The organism is Streptosporangium sp. NPDC020145 (assembly GCF_040631275.1).
Classification (GTDB): domain Bacteria; phylum Actinomycetota; class Actinomycetes; order Streptosporangiales; family Streptosporangiaceae; genus Streptosporangium.
This window is the reverse complement of record NZ_JBEXZT010000005.1, coordinates 395,237-412,921: the sequence shown is the minus strand read 5'-3', so window position 1 is coordinate 412,921 and position 17,685 is coordinate 395,237. Positions and strand designations below refer to the sequence as shown.

General features: G+C 72.4%; 18 protein-coding genes. 13 read left to right on the top strand and 5 right to left on the bottom strand.

Annotation, left to right across the window (positions count from 1 at the left end; translation table 11 throughout):
* Nucleotides 1-21 precede the first annotated feature (21 nt).
* From ABZ463_RS12850 to ABZ463_RS12835, 4 genes are read left to right on the top strand one after another with little or no spacing between them, the layout of a single operon-like run.
* Nucleotides 22-1,317, top strand: coding sequence for a M1 family metallopeptidase (locus ABZ463_RS12850; RefSeq protein WP_362775798.1), 1,296 nt, complete (start codon nucleotides 22-24; stop codon nucleotides 1,315-1,317).
* A 53-nt stretch (nucleotides 1,318-1,370) separates the two neighbouring features.
* A complete protein-coding gene (locus tag ABZ463_RS12845) occupies nucleotides 1,371-2,627 on the top strand; it encodes a sigma-70 family RNA polymerase sigma factor (RefSeq protein WP_362775796.1) in 1,257 nt (418 codons plus the stop codon).
* Nucleotides 2,628-2,648: 21 nt separating this feature from the next.
* Complete coding sequence (locus ABZ463_RS12840) at nucleotides 2,649-3,056, top strand: DUF2809 domain-containing protein (protein WP_362775794.1); 408 nt, start codon at nucleotides 2,649-2,651, stop codon at nucleotides 3,054-3,056.
* Nucleotides 3,057-3,088: 32 nt separating this feature from the next.
* Nucleotides 3,089-3,898, top strand: coding sequence for a DNA-formamidopyrimidine glycosylase family protein (locus tag ABZ463_RS12835; RefSeq protein WP_362775792.1), 810 nt, complete (start codon nucleotides 3,089-3,091; stop codon nucleotides 3,896-3,898).
* Between the two features lie 12 nt (nucleotides 3,899-3,910).
* Here ABZ463_RS12835 and ABZ463_RS12830 read toward each other — a convergent pair whose 3' ends face one another.
* Complete coding sequence (locus tag ABZ463_RS12830) at nucleotides 3,911-4,783, bottom strand: 4-hydroxy-tetrahydrodipicolinate synthase (protein ID WP_362775790.1); 873 nt, start codon at nucleotides 4,781-4,783, stop codon at nucleotides 3,911-3,913.
* Nucleotides 4,784-4,854: 71 nt separating this feature from the next.
* Between ABZ463_RS12830 and ABZ463_RS12825 the strand changes: the two genes are divergently transcribed.
* The 5 genes from ABZ463_RS12825 to ABZ463_RS12805 all read left to right on the top strand — a co-directional run bounded on the left by ABZ463_RS12825 (nucleotide 4,855) and on the right by ABZ463_RS12805 (nucleotide 11,262).
* Complete coding sequence (locus ABZ463_RS12825) at nucleotides 4,855-5,760, top strand: LysR family transcriptional regulator (protein WP_352011624.1); 906 nt, start codon at nucleotides 4,855-4,857, stop codon at nucleotides 5,758-5,760.
* Between the two features lie 191 nt (nucleotides 5,761-5,951).
* The gene (locus tag ABZ463_RS12820; protein ID WP_352011623.1) at nucleotides 5,952-6,386 is read left to right on the top strand and encodes an Lrp/AsnC family transcriptional regulator; all 435 of its coding nucleotides are present in this window, start codon (nucleotides 5,952-5,954) and stop codon (nucleotides 6,384-6,386) included.
* 93 nt (nucleotides 6,387-6,479) lie between these two features.
* Nucleotides 6,480-7,037 (top strand): GNAT family protein, encoded by a 558-nt coding sequence (locus ABZ463_RS12815; RefSeq protein ID WP_362775787.1) that lies wholly within the window; start codon nucleotides 6,480-6,482, stop codon nucleotides 7,035-7,037.
* Nucleotides 7,038-7,091: 54 nt separating this feature from the next.
* On the top strand, nucleotides 7,092-10,388 hold the full coding sequence (locus tag ABZ463_RS12810; protein ID WP_362775785.1) for a BTAD domain-containing putative transcriptional regulator: 3,297 nt from the start codon (nucleotides 7,092-7,094) through the stop codon (nucleotides 10,386-10,388).
* Nucleotides 10,389-10,446: 58 nt separating this feature from the next.
* On the top strand, nucleotides 10,447-11,262 hold the full coding sequence (locus tag ABZ463_RS12805; RefSeq protein WP_352011620.1) for a hypothetical protein: 816 nt from the start codon (nucleotides 10,447-10,449) through the stop codon (nucleotides 11,260-11,262).
* A gap of 22 nt (nucleotides 11,263-11,284) precedes the next feature.
* On the opposite strand, the gene pgeF is transcribed toward ABZ463_RS12805, so the two are convergent.
* Nucleotides 11,285-11,971, bottom strand: a complete 687-nt coding sequence (pgeF, locus tag ABZ463_RS12800; RefSeq protein WP_352011731.1) for a peptidoglycan editing factor PgeF — start codon at nucleotides 11,969-11,971, stop codon at nucleotides 11,285-11,287.
* A 97-nt stretch (nucleotides 11,972-12,068) separates the two neighbouring features.
* Here pgeF and ABZ463_RS12795 point away from each other — a divergent pair, with 97 nt between their 5' ends.
* Nucleotides 12,069-12,437, top strand: coding sequence for a PH domain-containing protein (locus ABZ463_RS12795; RefSeq protein WP_362775783.1), 369 nt, complete (start codon nucleotides 12,069-12,071; stop codon nucleotides 12,435-12,437).
* A gap of 19 nt (nucleotides 12,438-12,456) precedes the next feature.
* On the opposite strand, the gene glgA is transcribed toward ABZ463_RS12795, so the two are convergent.
* On the bottom strand, nucleotides 12,457-13,641 hold the full coding sequence (gene glgA / locus ABZ463_RS12790) for a glycogen synthase (protein WP_352011618.1): 1,185 nt from the start codon (nucleotides 13,639-13,641) through the stop codon (nucleotides 12,457-12,459).
* A 25-nt stretch (nucleotides 13,642-13,666) separates the two neighbouring features.
* Here glgA and glgC point away from each other — a divergent pair, with 25 nt between their 5' ends.
* Nucleotides 13,667-14,917: a glucose-1-phosphate adenylyltransferase gene (gene glgC, locus ABZ463_RS12785; protein ID WP_352011617.1), complete on the top strand. Its 1,251-nt coding sequence runs from the start codon at nucleotides 13,667-13,669 to the stop codon at nucleotides 14,915-14,917.
* A gap of 41 nt (nucleotides 14,918-14,958) precedes the next feature.
* Here the strand turns inward: glgC and ABZ463_RS12780 are convergent, their stop codons facing one another.
* A complete protein-coding gene (locus tag ABZ463_RS12780; protein ID WP_362775780.1) occupies nucleotides 14,959-15,630 on the bottom strand; it encodes a hypothetical protein in 672 nt (223 codons plus the stop codon).
* A gap of 248 nt (nucleotides 15,631-15,878) precedes the next feature.
* Here ABZ463_RS12780 and ABZ463_RS12775 point away from each other — a divergent pair, with 248 nt between their 5' ends.
* Together ABZ463_RS12775 and ABZ463_RS12770 are read left to right on the top strand one after the other, a co-directional pair.
* Complete coding sequence (locus ABZ463_RS12775; RefSeq protein WP_352011615.1) at nucleotides 15,879-16,508, top strand: TetR/AcrR family transcriptional regulator; 630 nt, start codon at nucleotides 15,879-15,881, stop codon at nucleotides 16,506-16,508.
* A gap of 19 nt (nucleotides 16,509-16,527) precedes the next feature.
* Nucleotides 16,528-16,902 (top strand): VOC family protein, encoded by a 375-nt coding sequence (locus ABZ463_RS12770; RefSeq protein WP_352011614.1) that lies wholly within the window; start codon nucleotides 16,528-16,530, stop codon nucleotides 16,900-16,902.
* 7 nt (nucleotides 16,903-16,909) lie between these two features.
* Here the strand turns inward: ABZ463_RS12770 and ABZ463_RS12765 are convergent, their stop codons facing one another.
* Nucleotides 16,910-17,677: an enoyl-CoA hydratase-related protein gene (locus ABZ463_RS12765; RefSeq protein WP_352011613.1), complete on the bottom strand. Its 768-nt coding sequence runs from the start codon at nucleotides 17,675-17,677 to the stop codon at nucleotides 16,910-16,912.
* Between the last annotated feature and the right edge of the window lie 8 nt (nucleotides 17,678-17,685).

Here is a 17,685-nt window from a genome sequence, read left to right as displayed (position 1 = left end):
AGGAAGGCACACAGGAAGTACGTGGTCGCGAACACCCCCCGTCCCCCCTACTTTCCCTCGCACGGTGACGACGCCTACCGGGTCGAGCACTACGACCTCTCCCTGGACTACCGGGTCGGCCCCAACAGGCTGGGCGGCGTGGCCAGGATCTCGGCGCGGGTGCTGCGGCCGCTCACCCGCCTGTCCCTGGATCTGGGGGCGTTGCGCGTCGACGGGGTGCTGCTCGACGGCAGGGCGGCGCGCTTCGCCCACCACGGCGGCAAGCTGCACCTCTCCCCGAAGGGACGGGAGCGGATCGAACCGGGTCCGCTCACCGTCGAGGTGCGCTACGCGGGCGCTCCCCGGCCCGTCGCCAGCCACTGGGGTGAGCTGGGCTGGGAACAGCTCACCGACGGCGTCATCGTGGCCAGCCAGCCGATCGGGGCGCCCTCGTGGTTCCCGTGCAACGACCGGCCGGACGACAAGGCCTCCTACCGGATCTCGGTGACGACGGCCTCGCCGTACACGGTGATCGCCAACGGCGAGCTGACCGGCAGACGGCGGGCCTCCTCGGCGACCACGTGGGTCTACGAGCAGGCCGAGCCGATGGCGACCTATCTGGCCAGCGTGCAGATCGGCCGCTACCAGCTGGCCGAGACGGGAGAGGGGGTACGCCTGGCCTTTCCGCAGGGGGCGGCGGCCAGGGCCCGCAACGACTTCGGCAGGCAGGAGCGGATGCTCGCGGTCTTCTCCGAGCGGTTCGGCCCGTACCCGTTCGGCTCCTACACCGCGGTCGTCGTCAACGACGAGCTGGAGATCCCGATCGAGGCCCAGGGCATGTCGATCTTCGGCCTCAACCACGTGGACGGCAGGCGCGGCGAGGAACGGCTGGTCGCCCACGAGCTGGCGCACCAGTGGTTCGGCAACAGCCTGACGGCCGCCGACTGGCGTGACATCTGGCTGCACGAGGGCTTCGCCTGCTACGCGGAGTGGATCTGGTCGGAGGCCTGCGGCGAGGAGAGCGCCGACGCTCACGCGGCGCGCTGGCACCGGCGCCTGTCCGCGCTTCCCCAGGACTTCGTGCTCGCCGACCCCGGGGCGCGGCGGCTGTTCGACGACCGCGTCTACAAGCGCGGCGCGCTCACCCTGCACGCGCTGCGGCGCATCCTGGGCGACCGGATGTTCTTCGCGCTGCTGCGCGAGTGGACCACGGCCAACCGGCACGGGAACGTCAGCACCGAGGCGTTCCTGGACCTGGCGCTGCAGTACACGACGCGCTCCTTCGACGGTGTCCTGTCCGCCTGGCTGTACGGCTCCCGCCTGCCCCCGCTGCCCTGAGACCGGCACACGCGGAGTCGACAGCCCGGCCCCGCGGCGGCGAGGGTGGAGAGGTGGTCACTGACGATCCCCGCCGGGATGTGAACGTCGAGGATCTGCTGCGCGAGCTGGCGCCGCGGGTCCTGGGCGCGCTCGTCCGCCGCCACGGGCACTTCGACGCGTGTGAGGACGCCGTTCAGGAGGCGCTGCTCGCCGCGGCCGTACGGTGGCCGAAGGAGGGGGTGCCGCAGAGCCCGAGGGGCTGGCTGGTCACGGTGGCCTCCCGCAGGCTCGCCGACGAGTGGCGCAGCGAGCGGGCGCGCAGGCGCAGGGAGGTCACGGCCGCCTTCCGCGCGCCCGCCGACGAGTCGGTCGTGCCGAGCCCGGAGCAGGAGCGGCCTCCGGGCCGGGACGACACGCTCACCCTGCTGTTCCTGTGCTGCCATCCGGCGCTGAGCGCCTCCTCCCAGGTCGCGCTCACCCTGCGCGCCGTCGGAGGGCTGACCACGGCGCAGATCGCCCGGGCCTTCCTCATCCCCGAGGCGACCATGGCCCAGCGCATCAGCCGGGCCAAACAGCGCATCAGGTCGACCGGCATCCCCTTCGGCATGCCTCCGCGTGAGGAACGGGCCGAGCGGCTGCGGGCAGTCCTGCACGTGCTGTACCTGGTCTTCACCGAGGGGCACACCGCGACCTCAGGCCCCGACCTGCACAGCGGGGAGCTGACCGGGGAGGCGATCAGGCTGACCCGCGCCCTGCACCGGCTGCTGCCCGGCGACGGTGAGGTCGCCGGGCTGCTGGCGCTCATGCTGCTCACCGACGCGCGGCGGCCCGCGCGCACCGGCCGGGACGGCGCCCTGGTCCCGCTCACCGAACAGGACCGCGGCCTGTGGAACCGCGTCCGCATCGAGGAGGGCGTCGCTCTCGTCACGAACGCGCTGTCCCGCTCCGCGGTCGGCCCCTACCAGCTCCAGGCGGCGATCGCCGCGGTCCACACCGAGGCCGCGTGCCCGGAGGAGACCGACTGGCCGCAGATCCTCGCCCTGTACGAACTGCTCTCCCGGCTCTCACCCGGCCCCGTGGTCACACTCAACCACGCGGTCGCCGTGGCGATGGTCCGGGGGCCGAGGGCGGGGCTGACCCTGCTGGAGACGCTCGACTCCGACGGGCGGCTCTCCGGTCACCACCGGCTCGACGCGGTGCGCGCCCACCTGCTGGAGATGGCCGGGGAGCGGGAGGCCGCCAGGGAGCGCTACCGGACGGCGGCGCGCCGTACCACCAGCCTGCCCGAGCGGCGTTATCTGGAGACGCGGGCCGCCCGGCTGGGGTGAGCGGTTCACTAGGGTGGGCGGGTGCCAGTCCTCCCCGCCCGCCTGTCCCCCGCCACCCGTGTCCGGCTCGCCGCCGTGGCCGCGGCCGTCGTGACCGTCGCCGCCGGGCTCGCGGTCCGCGCGGTCACCGGCGGCTGGTTCGGCAAGTACGCCGGGGACGCCCTGTACACCGTGCTCGTCCACACGCTGGTGGTGGTCGTGGCGCCGCGCCTGCCGGCGGGCCGGGCCGCGTCGTGGGCCCTGGCCGTCAGCTGGGCGGTCGAGTTCGCCCAGCTGACCCCGGTGCCCGCCGCGCTGTCCGAGGCGAGCGTGCTGGCCAGGCTGGTCCTCGGCAGCACGTTCGGCGCCGCCGACCTGGTGGCCTACGCCGTCGGCGCCGCCCTGTCGTGGGCCGGTCACGCCCTCGTCCTGCGTCTTCGCCGTGGGTGAGCGGAGCGCCGGGGCCGTACCATGTGTGGACCATGCCTGAAGGACACACCATTCACCGGCTCGCCGGGCTGCACCGGCAGGTGTTCGCCGGCACGGTCGTCAGCGCGCTGAGCCCGCAGGGCAGGTTCGCCGCCGGAGCGGCGCAGATCGACGGCCGGGTGCTCAGAGAGACCGACGCCCACGGCAAGCACCTGCTGCTGGGCTTCGACGACGACCGGTGGGTCCACATCCACCTCGGCATCTACGGCAAGTACACCTTCGGTCAGGCGCCGCCGCCCGCCCCGACCGGCGTGGTACGGCTGCGCCTGAGCAACACCGCCGAGTACGCCGACCTGCGCGGCCCCAACACCTGTGAACTGATCGACCCGGTGGAGAAGAAGGCTCTGCACGCCAGGCTGGGTCCCGACCCGCTGCGCGCCGACGCCGACCCCGAGCTCGCCTGGCGGCGGATCGGGCGCAGCCGTACGGCCGTCGGGGTGCTGCTGATGGACCAGTCGGTCGTGGCGGGCGTGGGCAACATCTACCGCGCGGAGGCGCTGTTCCGGCAGGGGGTCGATCCCGCGCTGCCCGGGCGCGACCTCACCCGGGAGCTGTGGACGGCGATCTGGGACGACCTGGTGCTGCTGATGGCCGAGGGAGTGCGCCTGGGGCACATCGACACGGTCAGGCCGGAGCACACCCCTGAGGCGATGGGCCGCCCGCCCCGCGTCGACGAGCACGGCGGCGAGGTCTACGTCTACCGGCGGGCGGGCATGCCGTGTTTCCTGTGCGGTTCCGAGGTCAGGACCGGGGTGCTCGCGGGACGCAACCTCTTCTGGTGCCCGGGCTGCCAGGGCGGCTGAGCCCGGGCGGCGTCAGAGCAGGCGCAGCACCGCCTCGACGGAGTCCTGGCCCGCCGGGACCAGCGGGAGACGGACGGAGGCGGTCGGGATGCGTCCCTGGGCGTGCAGCACGCCCTTGATGACGGTGGGGTTGGGCTCGGTGAACACGCTCGCCGACAGGGCGGACAGGCGGTGGCCCAGGGCTCGCGCGTGGGCGACCTCTCCCGAGCGCCAGGCCTCGACCAGCTCGACGAACAGCCCGGTGCGCAGGTGGGCCGAGGCGAGGATGCCGCCGGAGCTGCCCAGGGCCAGCAGCGCCGACAGGTAGGGGTCGTCCCCGGCCAGTACGGCGAAGCCCTCCGGCGGGTCCGCCAGCAGCGAGAGGGTGTCCTGGTCGACGCCGCCGACGGCGTGCTTGACCCCGGCGACCATGGGCAGTTCCCCGATCCGCCGCAGGGTGGCGGCGCCGACGGACTGGCCGGTCCGGTAGGGGATGTTGTAGACGACGATCGGCACCGGCGTCTGCTCGGCCAGGGCGGTGAAGTGGGCCAGCACCCCGGCCTCAGAGGGGCGGACGAAGGAGGGCACGGTGACCAGCGCGCCGGTCACCTCGGGCCAGGTCTTCAGGGCGCGCAGCGCCTCGGCCGAACCCCGGGTGTCGCTCGAACCCGCGCCGACGATCAGTTCGGCGGACCGTTCCCGGCACACCTTCGCGCACACCTCGACGACCGCCCGCCGTTCCTCCTCGGCGAGCATGGCGACCTCGGCGGTGGTGCCGAGCGCGACCAGTCCCGCGGCGCCCTCCTCAAGGGCGGCGCGCGCCAGGTCCTCCAGGGCGTCCAGGGCGATCTCGCCGTTTCCGGCGAACGGGGTGATCAGGGGAAGGTAAACACCGCTGAGAGTCATGTCCCCAGCTTTCCGGCCGACGACCATACAGGTCCAGTTCCGTTTCCTTCAGAAACCGTTAAGCTGAACTGATGCTCGATGTGCGCCGTCTCCGTCTGCTCCGCGAACTCTCCCACCGGGGCACGATCGCCGCGGTGGCCGAGGCCCTGACGTTCACCCCCTCCGCGGTCTCCCAGCAGCTGGCCGCGCTGGAACGGGAGGCGGGTGTGGCGCTGCTCGAACGGACCGGCAGGCGGGTGGCGCTCACCCCCGCGGGAGCCGCCCTGGTACGGCACGCCGAGGCCGTGCTGGAGCGGCTCGAACAGGCGGCGGCGGAGCTGGCGACCGCCCGCACCGGACTGGCGGGAACGATCAGGATCGGCGCCTTCCCGGTCGCGACCCGCACGATCCTGCCCGCGGCCCTGGCCGCGCTCGGCCGCGACCATCCGCGTCTTGAGCCGATGGTCGACGAGATCGACCCCGCCGAGGTCGCCCCCCGGCTCAGGTCGGGCGACCTGGACGCCGCGCTGATCCACGAGTACGACCTCGTGCCCGCGGCGCCCGACCTGACGCTGGACACCGAGCCGCTGCTCGACGAGCCGATGTATCTGGCCTCCGACCGGGCGGGCGACTCGCTCGCCGAGCGGCACGACGCCCCGTGGATCGTGTCGAAGCCGGGGACGCTCTGCTACGAGATGACCATGCGGGCCTGCCAGACGGCCGGGTTCTCACCCAGGATCCGCCACCACATCGACGACTTCACCGCCGTGCTCGCGATGGTCTCCGCGGGGCAGGGGGTCGCGCTCGTGCCCGGGCTCGGGGCGGCCGACCCGCCGGGGAACGTCCGGCTCACCGAGCTGCCGACGCGTCGCCGTACCCGGATCGCCTTCCGGCGGGGGGCCTCGGCGCACCCGGCGCTGACGGCCCTCACCTTGGCGTTGCGCTCCTCGCTCCCCCGGGGGACGGCCGGCGGGCGGCAATGGGAATTCTCCAGGTAATCGACCGGTCACCTCATGTGATATGAAAGGTGAGGCACCGCCCCGCGCTTCCGGCGAGGGGCTTTTCCGAAGTGCACCACCATTGTCCAGCATCGGGATAATAAGGGAAGGCGGTCGACGTCCTCCGCCTTCCGATCAGAAGGTCACGAAGCCGATCGGTTAACGGATAACGGAGCGTGATAGTGGACGCGATGGACTGGACACTCCTGGCGGAGTTGCAGAGCGACGCGCGGCTGTCCTACAGCGAGCTGGCCCGGCGGGTGCACATGTCGGCCCCGGCCGTCGCCGAGCGGGTGCGGCGCCTTGAGGAGACGGGCGTGATCACCGGCTACCACGCGCGGGTCAATCCGGCGCTGGCCGGGCGGGGGGTGGCCGCGCTGATCAGGATGGCGTGCTACGGGCCGCGCTGTGTGCTCCGCGACGAGCAGGCGCTGGCCTGGCCGGAGATCCTGGAGGTTCACCGGGTGACCGGTGACACCTGCTGCCTGATCCGGGTCGCCGCGGCCTCCATGATCGCCTTCGAGGAGCTGATCGACAGGCTCGCGCCGTACGGTCACCCGTCGAGCATGATGGTCCTGTCCAGCCCGGTCCCCTGGCGTCCCCTCTCCCCCGCGAAGCACGACTGAGCCGGGCGTACGGCGACATTTGTTACCTACGGGATAGTTGCCGTGCGGAATGATCTCTGGCGGCGGACCTCGGAAAGGCGTTAGCGTCTGCGCATGCGCCACGTTGACATACCGGGCAGGCGGCTCAGGCTGCGAGAGGTCACCGTGGACGACGTGGACGCGCTGCACGCCGTCTACGGCGACCCCACGGCGACCGAGCACCTTCCCTTCGACCCCAGGACGCGCGAGGAGGTCGAGGAGATCGTCGCCGAGGCGATGCGGGCCGCGGGGACGGAACCCCGCAGGCTGTACGTCCTGGCGGTGACCGACGTGGCCGAGGGCCGGACCATCGGTGTCGGAAGGCTGCACATCGAGCACGACCACCCGCACAGCGCCGAGATCGGCATGGGCCTGCGCCCCGACCACTGGGGCAGGGGCATCGGCACCGACCTGGTCCGGCTGCTGCTGGTCTTCGGCTTCCGGCACCTGGGCCTGCACCGCGTCTGGGGCGCCAGGTCTCCGGCGAACACCGCCGCCCAGCTCACCATGCTGATGGCCGGGATGGTCGAGGAGGGCAGGATCAGGCACCACGTGCGGGCCCGCGGCACCTGGCGTGACTCCGTCGTCCACTCGGCGATCGAGGACGAGTGGGAGGGCTACCGGGACGTCTGACCCCCCTCTGAGCGTAGGGTGTGGCGAACCACCACAGCCGACATACGAGGGCAAATGACAACAGGGCTGACCTTCCGCCTGTTCGGCACCCTGGAGGTCCGCGACGCCTCAGACCGGCCGCTCGGTCTGGGCACCCGTAAGGAACGCGCCGTACTGGCGATGCTGGCCCTCGACCCCGGCCGGGTGATCCCGCTCGACCGGCTGATCGACGAGCTGTGGGCCGGTGAGGCCCCCTCCGGGGCGACGGGCACGCTCCAGGCCTACATCTCGCACCTTCGCAAGGTGCTCGAACCCGGCCGCAGGCCCCGCACCCCGCCCTCGGTGCTGCTCACCCGTGAGCCCGGCTACCTGCTGGCCGTCGCCCCCGGCCAGGTCGACCTGACACGCTTCACCGCCTGGGCGCAGGACGGCGCCCGCGCGCTCGCCCGGGGAGAACACACCGAGGCCCGCCAGACGCTCGACCGGGCACTCGCCCTGTGGCGGGGCGAACCGCTCGGGGAGTTCGCCGAACTGGCCTTCGCCAGGCCCTCGGTCACCCGGCTCACCGAGATCCGGGCCACGGCCGTCGAGGACCGCTTCGAGGCGCTGCTCGCCCTGGGCGAGGACGCCGCGCACGTACCGGCCCTGGAGGCGCTGACCGAGGAGTTCCCCTACCGGGAACGGTCGTGGAGGCTGCTCGCGCTCGCCCTGTACCGCGCGGACAGGCAGGCCGACGCGCTCGGCGCGCTGCGCAGGGCCAGACGGCGGCTCGCCGAGGACCTCGGCATCGACCCGGGCCCCCGGCTCAGGCGCCTTGAGGAGGCGGTGCTCGGGCACGCCCCCGAACTGGAGGCCCCCGCACCGACCGTGGCCGTGCGGACCGTCGCACCCGCCGCGGGCGAGGAGCTGGTCGCGCGCTCCGCCCAGCTCCGGTCCGTCGGGGAACGGCTGGCCTCGGTACGGCGCGGCACCGGCGGCGTGCTGCTGGTCACCGGGGAGGCCGGGATCGGCAAGACCAGGCTCGCCCAGGCCGCCGCCGAGGAGGCCGAGGCCCGGGGCTTCACGGTGGCCTGGGGACGCTGCCTGGACGGCGGCGCCCCCGCCTTCTGGCCCTGGCGGCAGGTGTTGCGGGAGTGCGGTGCCGGGTCCTGGCCGCCCGGCGGTCTCACGGGCGGGTCCGACCCCGACGCCGCGCTGTTCGAGCTGTACGAGTCGGTCGTCTCCACGCTGACCGCAACCGGCGGCCCGCTGCTCGTGATCCTCGACGACCTGCACTGGGCCGACGTCTCCTCACTGCGGCTGCTCGGCTTCGTCGCGGGCGAGCTGGCCCGGCGCCCCGTGCTGGTGCTGGCCACGCTGCGCCCGGAACCCGGCGAGCATCCCAGGCAGCTGCGCGACACGCTCGGCGCGCTGGCCGGGCAGCCGGAGACGGAGCGGATCGAGCTGACGCCGTTCGGCGCGGAGGAGGTCTCGGCGTACCTGCGGCGGCACCGGGTCGAGGAGACCCCCGGCCTGGCCGCCGCGCTGCTGGAACGCAGCGGCGGCAACCCCTTCTACCTGGGTGAGCTGGTGCGCCTCAGGAGGAGCGAGCGAGGACTGTCCTCCGCCCTGCCGCCCGGGGCGCGCGACGTCATCGGCCGGCGCGTCGCCAGGCTCCCCGAACGGACGCGGGAGTTGCTCGGCGTCGCCGCGGTCGCCGGGCGCGACGTGGAGGCGGGCCTGCTCGAAGCCGTGACGGACGTCCCTGTCGAGGAGGTGATGTCCCTGCTCGAACCCGCGGTGGCGACCGGGCTGCTGGCCGAGGTGCCCGGCGGCCTCGACTACCGCTTCTCCCACGCCCTGGTGCGTGACGCGCTCTGCTCGGACCTGAGCCGCCTCGCGCTCGCCCGGCTGCACCTGAGGATCGGCCGCTGCCTCGAACGGACGCCGGGCGTCGAGCCGGTACGGCTGGCCCACCACTTCGCCGCCGCCTCCTCGGTCGGCGGGGCGGCCAGGGCCGTCGAACACGCGGGGCACGCGGCGCGGCAGGCCGTGGAGCGGCTCGCCTACGCCGAGGCCGTCGAGCTGTGGGAGCTGGCGCTGTCCTGTCTTCCCTCCGGTGACGAGGCGGGCCGGTGCGCGGTGCTGACCGAGCTCGGGCAGGCCCGCCGTACCGTGGGAGACGCCGAGGGCGCCTTCGGCGACCTGGAGGAGGCGATCGGCCTGGCCCTGCGCACCGGCGACCGCGCCGCGCTGGTCTCGGCGGTCACCGTCTTCGGCGGGCTCGCCGTGTGGAACTGGCGGCCGTACGGCGTGGTCGACGAGCGGATGATCGCCGTCCTGGAGGACCTGCTCGCCGGGCCGCTCACCGAGCACGACCGGGCCGCGCTGCTGGGCACACTGGGCATGGAGCTGTACTACGGGCCCCGGCGCGCCGAGGGCGAGCTGCACGCCACGCGGGCGGTGGAGATCGCCCGCTCCCTGGGCGACCCCGGGCTGCTCGCCCGCACCCTGAACAACCACCTGCTGGTCAGCTGGGTCCCCGGGCGCAACGCCGAACGGCTCGCGGTGGCCGGGGAGATGCTGGCCGTACCGGGGCTGACCAGGGCGGCCGAGCTCGTGGCGCGGGTGCTGCGGATGGCCTGCCTGCTGCGCGCGGGCGACCTGACGGCCTGGGACCGCGACCTGGCCCGTTGTGAGGAACTCCTCGACGAGGTGCGCCGCCCCGAGCTTGAGGCGATGGTGCGCATCGCCGAGACCGCAAGGTGCACCTTGGAGGGACGCTGGGCGGACGCCGAGGCGCTCATCGGCGCCTTCGACGACGTCCGGTACGGCTCCAGCCTGTGGCAGGGCGCCGAGTTCCGCAGGCTGCTGACGAGGTTCGTCTGCGAGAGCGGGCGGGGCCGGCCGCGGCTCGTGCTCGACGAGCTGGTCGAGGCGGCGGAGCGGGCGCCGATGGTCCCGTTGCGCCCGGTCGCCGTGCTGGCCGCGGTCGAGGCGGGCAGGCCGGACCTGGCGCGGGAGCTGGCCGAGCGCTGGGGCACCGAGGTCGGGCAGGACTGGATCGCCGACTTCCTGCTGCCCGTCTGGGGGGCCGTCTCCGCCGGGATCGGCGTGCCGGAGCCCGGGCCGCTCTACGAGGCGCTCCTGCCCTGGGCCGACCAGCTGGTCGTGGCGGGCACGGGCTGTGTCGCGTGGGGCTCGACCCACCATGTGCTGGCCGGGCTGGCCGCGCGGCTCGGCCGTACCGAGGCGGCGCGGGAACACGCCCGCGCGGCCGTCGCCACCCACCGCGCGCTCGGTCTGGCCCACTGGGCGGAACGCAGTCAGGCGCTGCTCAGCGAACTTGGAACGGTCGAACGGCGTGTTCCTCCACCCTCGGAAATGTCGTGACGGAATTGCCGCCTTTTTCGCTGACGGAAAGCGTGAAATGGGCCTAGAGTCCGCGCATGTGAGTGAGAGTTCCATCCTCCCCGTACGCGGGCGCGCCGTGCGGCCGTCAGGCAGGCACCGCAGACCCGTGCCCTCCCACCTTCCGCCGGAGGCACCCGCGCTGGTGCTGGCCACGCTCGGTGACGGCTCCGGTGTCGCCGCCGAACTGACCGCCCTGATCCGAGGGGACAACCCGCAGATCGAGGTCCGTCTCGTCGGTCTCGGCGAGGACGGCAAGGAACTGGTCGCCGCGCTGGAGGACTCCGGCCGGGAACGGCCGCAGGACGGCACCGCCGCCGTCGTGGTTCCGCTGCTGACCGGCCCGCACCCGGTCGCCGACCCGCTGATCGCCGGGGCGGTCGCGGCCAGCGGGGTCACGGTCACGGTCACCGAGCCGCTGGGGCCGCACCCGCTGCTGGCGGAGGCGCTGCACATCCGCCTCGCTGAGCGGGACCTCGCCAGGGCCGACCGGATGCGGCTGCTCAACGTGTCCAGCCCGGTCGACGCGGTCATCCTGGCCACGGTCGGCGGGGAGGCCGCGGCGGCCGAGGCGCAGCCGACCGCTGTGCTGCTGGCCTCCCGGCTGACGCTGCCCGTCCTGGTCGCCTCGCTGGACAGCGCCCCCGACGCCGCCGACGCCGCGGCACGGCTGCGCGGGATCGGCGCGCAGCGGATCGCGCTGTCCCCCTGCCTCATCGGCCCCGAGACCGGCGCGGACCTCGCAGGCGCCACCGCCGCGCGGATCGACGCCGAGTGCGCCGCCCCGCTGGGCGCGCACGGCCTCATCGCCGATCTGGCCGCCCGCGCCTACGGGAGCGTCCTGGCCGCGGGCTGACGCCGGGGCCCTCTCCCTCGGGTCAGGGCTCCAGCCAGACATAGCCGGCGAAGCGGCCGGTCCTGCCGTCCCTGCGGTGGGAGAACAGGTCCTCGGTCTCGATGGTGCAGCGGGTGTCGTGGGTGACCTCACGCACCCCGGCCTTGCCCAGCTGGGAGTTGATCGCGGCGCGCAGGTCGAGGGCGGGGGTGTCGTCGCGTGTGATCGACCACGCCTCGGGCAGCACGGCCGCGACCTCGGCGCGCAGGGCCGCGGGCACCTCGTAGCAGCTGCCGCAGGCCATCGGGCCGATCAGAGCGGTCATCCGCGCCGGATCTGCGCCCCGCCGGACCATCTCCTCGACCAGGGCCGGGACGACGCCGAGGACGGTGCCGACCCTGCCCGAGTGCGCGGCCCCGACCAGTCCCGCCACCGGGTCGGCCAGCAGGACGGGGGCGCAGTCCGCGCACAACGCCGCCAGGCCGAGGCCGGGAACGTCGGTGCACACGCCGTCCAGCGGGGGCGGATCGTCCCCGAAGGGCTCGGTCACGTGACGGACGTCGGCGCTGTGCACCTGCCGCATGAACACGACCCGTTCGAGGCCGAACTCCGCGGCCGTCGTGGCCCGGTTGGCGGCCACCGCCTCCGGGTCGTCGCCGCACAGGCCGCCGAGATTGCGGCCGTGGTACGGCTCCGCGCTGACACCGCCGTGGCGGTCGGTGATCCTCATCTGAAATTTCACGGCCCCGACCTTACCGACCGATGGAACCGCCCTCCCGGTCCCGTCCGTTTCTCCGGACGACGCATCCCCACGGAACGGGAGTCCGATGACGAAGATCGTCTATGACCGGAAGGAACAACTGCAGCAGATCGAGAGCGGCCTGCTGCCGGGGGAAAAGATCATCGCCGTCTACGACGCGATCGGCACCGGCACCGGTTTTCTCGGCCTGACCGACAAAAGGGTGATCGTGCAGGACAAGTCCTTCGTCGGCAAGCGGATGGCCCTCACCAGCATCCCCTACGCCAGGACCTCCGCGGTGAGCGTGGTGAGCAACCGGTCCTTCGCCGGATCGTTCTTCTCCTCCGGGGCCATCGCCGTCCATGTGGGAACCCACACCTACGAGGTCGAGTTCCGTGGCGACGGGAAGGCCCACCACGCGCACAACGTGATCCTGCACTTCATCACCGGGTCCTGAGGCCCCGGTGCGCCGGCGGTCAGGGACGGGTGAGCGAGCGGTACAGATCCATGGTCCGCTCGGCGATCCTGGGCCAGGAGAAGTGCTCGACGGCCCTGACCCGCCCGGCGGCCCCCAGCTCGGCGGCCAGCGCGGGGTCGGCGAGCAGCCGGTTGACCCGTTCGGCGAGGTCGGCGGCGAACCGCTCGGGGTCGTCGGGGGTGCCGTCGGCGGCCGACTGTGCGATTGGGACCAGCAGGCCGGTCGAACCGTCGGCGACCACCTCGGGGATGCCCCCGGTCGCGGTGGCGACGACGGCGGTCTCGCAGGCCATGGCCTCCAGGTTGACGATGCCCATCGGCTCGTAGACCGAGGGGCAGACGAAGACCGTGGCGTGGGTGAGGATCTGGATCACCTCGGGACGCGGCAGCATCTCCGAGATCCACACGACGCCCTCCCGCTCCTGTTCGAGCCCCCGCACCAGCCCGGCGACCTCCTCGGCGATCTCCGGGGTGTCCGGCGCGCCCGCGCACAGCACGAGCTGCGCCCCCGGGTCGAACTCCCTGGCCGCGTGGAGCAGGTGGACCAGTCCCTTCTGCCGGGTGATCCGCCCGACGAAGACCACGTACGGCCTGCCCGGGTCGATCCCGTGCCGGGCCAGCACGTCGACGCCGTGGTCCGGGGCGTACTCGCCGGTGTCGATCCCGTTGTGGATCACGCTGACCCGTTCCGGCGGGATCTCCGGGTAGCAGGCCAGCACGTCACGGCGCATCCCCTCGGAGACGGCGATGATCGCGTCCGCGGTCGCCAGCGCGCCGCGCTCGGCCCACGACGACAGCGTGTAGCCGCCGCCGAGCTGCTCCGCCTTCCACGGGCGCAGCGGCTCCAGGCTGTGCGTGGTGACCACGTGCGGCGTGCCGTACAGCATCTTGGCGACGTGACCGGCGAAGTTGGCGTACCACGTGTGGCTGTGCACCAGATCGGCGCCCGCGCAGCCCGCCGCCATCTCCAGGTCGACGCCGAGCACCCGCAGCGCGGCGTTGGCCTCCTGGAGCCCCTCGGGAACCCGGTAACCCGTGACCCCCTCCTCGGGACGAGGCGGACCGAAACACCGGACGCGGACGTCCGCAAGCCGGCGCAGCTCACGGGCGAGGTACTCGACGTGAACCCCCGCCCCGCCGTACACCTCGGGCGGATACTCACGGCTCAGCAGATCAACGCGCATGCGATCACCCTAGTGTTTCATCCCAGTGCGTCAGGTTAGGGTCCTGCATATGAGAGTCCTCGCGATCGTGCTCGCCGGTGGTGAAGGTAAACGGCTGATGCCGCTGACGGCTGACCGGGCCAAGCCCGCAGTACCTTTCGGGGGGATATATCGGCTCGTCGACTTCGTCCTGTCGAACCTGGCCAACGGCAACTACCTGCAGATCGTGGTGCTGACGCAGTACAAGAACCACAGTCTCGACCGGCACATCTCCCAGACCTGGCGGCTGACGTCGATGCTGGGCAACTACGTGACCCCGGTGCCCGCCCAGCAGCGCCTCGGCCCGCACTGGTTCTCCGGTTCCGCCGACGCGCTGTTCCAGAACCTGAACCTGGTCTACGACGAGATGCCCGAGCACGTCATCGTGTTCGGCGCCGACCACATCTACCGGATGGACCCCCGCCAGATGGTGGCCCAGCACGTCGACTCCGGCGCGGAGGTGACGGTCGCCGCGATCAGGCAGCCCCTCTCACTGGCCGACCAGTTCGGCGTGATCGAGACGGACCCGGCGGGCCGGAAGATCGCCGCCTTCCGGGAGAAGCCCAAGGACGCCGTCGGCCTTCCCGACGCGCCCGACCAGGTGTACGCCTCGATGGGCAACTACGTCTTCAGAACCCAGGCGATGCTCGACGCGCTGCGGGAGGACGCGCTCGACCCCACCAGCAAACACGACCTGGGCGGGAACATCATCCCGATGATGGTGAAATCGGGCAGCGCCGAGGTCTACGACTTCGCCGACAACGTCGTGCCCGGCTCGACCGACCGGGACAAGGGCTACTGGCGGGACGTGGGGACCCTGGACGCCTACTACGAGGCCCACATGGACCTCATCTCGGCGCACCCGGTCTTCAATCTCTACAACACCCAGTGGCCGATCTACACCGGCCACGATCCGCTGCCCCCGGCCAAGTTCGTGCACAACGACGGCGACCGGATCGGGCGGGCCGTGGACTCGCTCGTCTCCGCCGGTGTGATCGTCTCCGGCGGCCTGGCCGAGCGCTCCGTCCTGTCCCCCGGCGTGGTGATGCACTCCCACTCCAGGGTCGAGGACTCGGTGCTGATGGGCAACGTGAAGGTCGGGCGGGGCGCCGTCGTCCGCAGGGCCATCATCGACAAGAACGTGGTCATCCCGGACGGCGCCAGGATCGGCTTCGACCTCGAATACGACCGCAGCCGCTTCGCGGTGACCCAGAACGGCATCGTGGTCATCGGCAAGAACGAGGTCATCGAACGTTAGTGTCCGCGCGCCGTCGGACGGCGCGCGGGACGGTCCTCCGGTCAGGCCGGGGCGGGAAGCCGGTCGAGGATGGCCTGGAACATGGCGGCGCTGGTCACCGCCATCTCGTCCATCCGCTCCTCCAGCCGGTCGAAGCGCCGGTCCATCACATCAAGACGCCCGTCGAGCGCCTCGAACCTCTTGGCCATGGCCTCGAACCGCTCGTCGATCATCTCGAACCGCCGATCAATGGCCTCAAACCGCCGGTCCATGGCGTCGAAGCGCTCGTCAACGGCCTCGAACCTCCTGTCGATGGCGTCGAAGCGCTCGTCGACGGCCTCGAACCTCCTGTCGATGGCGTCGAGGCGCCCGTCGACGGCCGCGAAATGCTCGTCGATCGCGGCGAAGCGCCGGTCGACGGCCGCGAAGCGCTCGTCGATCGCGGTGAAGCGCCGGTCGACGGCGTCGAAGCGCTCGCGCACCTCGTCGCGGAGCAGGTCCACCTTGGCGTTGACCTGCTCGACCCGCCGCTCGACCCGCTCGACGCGCCGCCCGACCTGCTTGAGCCCGTCGGCCAGCAGGTCGACCCGGTCGGTCAGCACGTCGAGCTTCGTGTGGACGGGCGTCAGCGCCTCGTAGGCCCGCACCGAGGCCTGCTGTCCGCATCTGGTGCCGAGCACGATGAAATCCTCCTCCAGGCGGGTGACCCGGTCCTCGATGGTGGGGGTGAGCATGGGGGGCTCCGTACGTCGTGGTCCAGCGTGGTCAGGCCACGCCGGCGAGAGTGGGAACGCGGGGGGTGAGTCCTCGCGGGTCTCAGCTTGGCCCCTCCTGAGGGCGCTCCGCGGCCACTTCGCCAAAGAACCTTCCTCTTTTTCCCAGCGTTCTGACCTGCGAAAAGGACATATTTCGGGTCACCCGGTGCCAGGGATCTCAATATCTCCGTTGACGGAGTGAGTACTCACTCCGCATCATGAAAGGCATGAGACCCAAAGAGAACGCGACACCCGACCCGGCCCGGCGGCGTGCTCCGGGCATGAGCCAGGAACGCCGCCGGGAGATGATCGTCATGGCCGCGCTCCCCCTCGTCGCGGAGTACGGCGCCGCCGTCACCACCGCGCAGATCGCCAGGGCGGCCGGGATCGGCGAGGCCACCGTCTTCAGAGCCTTCACCGACAAGGAGGAGCTGCTCGACGCCTGCGTCGTGGAGGTGCTGCGCCCCGACCACGTGCTCGAACAACTCGCCTCCGTCCCCCTCGACCAGCCGCTGACCGAGCGGCTGACCGAGGCGGCCGAGGCCATGCGGGCGCACATGGCGCGGATCGGCACGGTCCTGGGCGCCCTGCACGCCTCGGGGCGCCGCTCACGCGGATCCCGCACGCAGGAGGAGGGGGCCGGAGCCCCGTCCGACCGCGCCGCCTCGTTCAAGGCGACCCGCGACGCCCTGACCGAGCTGTTCGAACCCGAGGGCGACCGGCTGAGGCTGCCCCCGGAGCGGCTGGCGGCGCTCTTCCTCAGCCTGACGTTCGCCGGCGCCCGCGGTTCGGCCGCCGACGTCGAACCGAGCGTCGCCGAGATCGTGGACGTGTTCGTCCACGGAATCCTGAATTGACCGAGGTGAAAGGACAGTCATGACCGTCACCCTGAACCACACCATCGTCCCCGCCGCGGACAACGGACGGGCCGCCCGCTTCCTCGCCGACGTCATGGGGCTGGAGTGCCTGCCGCCCACGGGCTCGCGCGGTCACTTCGTCCCGGTGCGGGTCAACGACTCCCTCACCCTCGACTACATGACGGTCGAGGAGCCCCACGCGGTCCATCTCGCCTTCGAGGTGGACCCGGCGACCTTCGACGGCGTCCTGGCCCGGCTGCGCGCCGGAGGCGTGCCGTACGGCAGCCGCCCCGACGCCCCGGACAACGGCCGCGTCGACCATCCGCTCTGCCCTCGCGGGCTGTTCTTCAGGGACGAGAACGGTCACCTCTTCGAGGTCATGTCCCCCGGGTGAGCGGGGGTCACCGGCGCCACGGAAAGCGGGCGGGCCTTCCCTCCAGGAAGGCGGCGACCCCCTCGGCCCGTTCCGCGCCGGAGCGCCGCTGCCAGTCGCGTACGCGTGTCTCGGCGTCGCCTCCCTCGACGATGTCGCCGATGATCTCCTTCGTGGCGGCCAGGGTGAGCTGGGAGCGTCCCGCGAAGGTACGTGCCAGGCCGTACACGCGTTCCCCGAGTTCGCGGGGCGGGTGGACCTCGTCGACCAGGCCGGTGCGCAGCGCGGTCGCGGCGTCGACGAGGTCGGCCGAGTAGAGCAGGAGCTTGGCGGCCGAGGGACCGACGAGGCCGACCAGGCGGCGGGTCGCGCTCAGCGGGTAGACGACGCCGAGCCTGGCCGGGGTGATCCCGAAACGGGCGTCGTCGGCGGCCAGGCGCAGGTCACAGGCCATGGCGAGCTGGCAGCCCCCGCCCACACAGAAGCCCTCGATCATCGCGATCGTCGGTTTGGGGAAGCCCGCCAGGGCCTCCTCGGCGACGACGGTCAGGCCGGTGTCGTCGCCCGCCTCGGCCAGCCCGGCGATCTCGGAGATGTCCGCCCCCGAGCAGAAGGTGCCGCCCGCGCCGGTGAGGACGAGGACGCGCACGGCCGGATCGGCGGCCGGCGAGGCCAGGATCGTGGGCAGCGCCCGCCACATCGCCGCGGTCATCGCGTTGCGCTTGGCGGGACGGTTGATCCGCAGGGTCGCGACATCGCCGTCGACGGACAATTCGAAACCATTAAAGATCTCCACGAGATAGA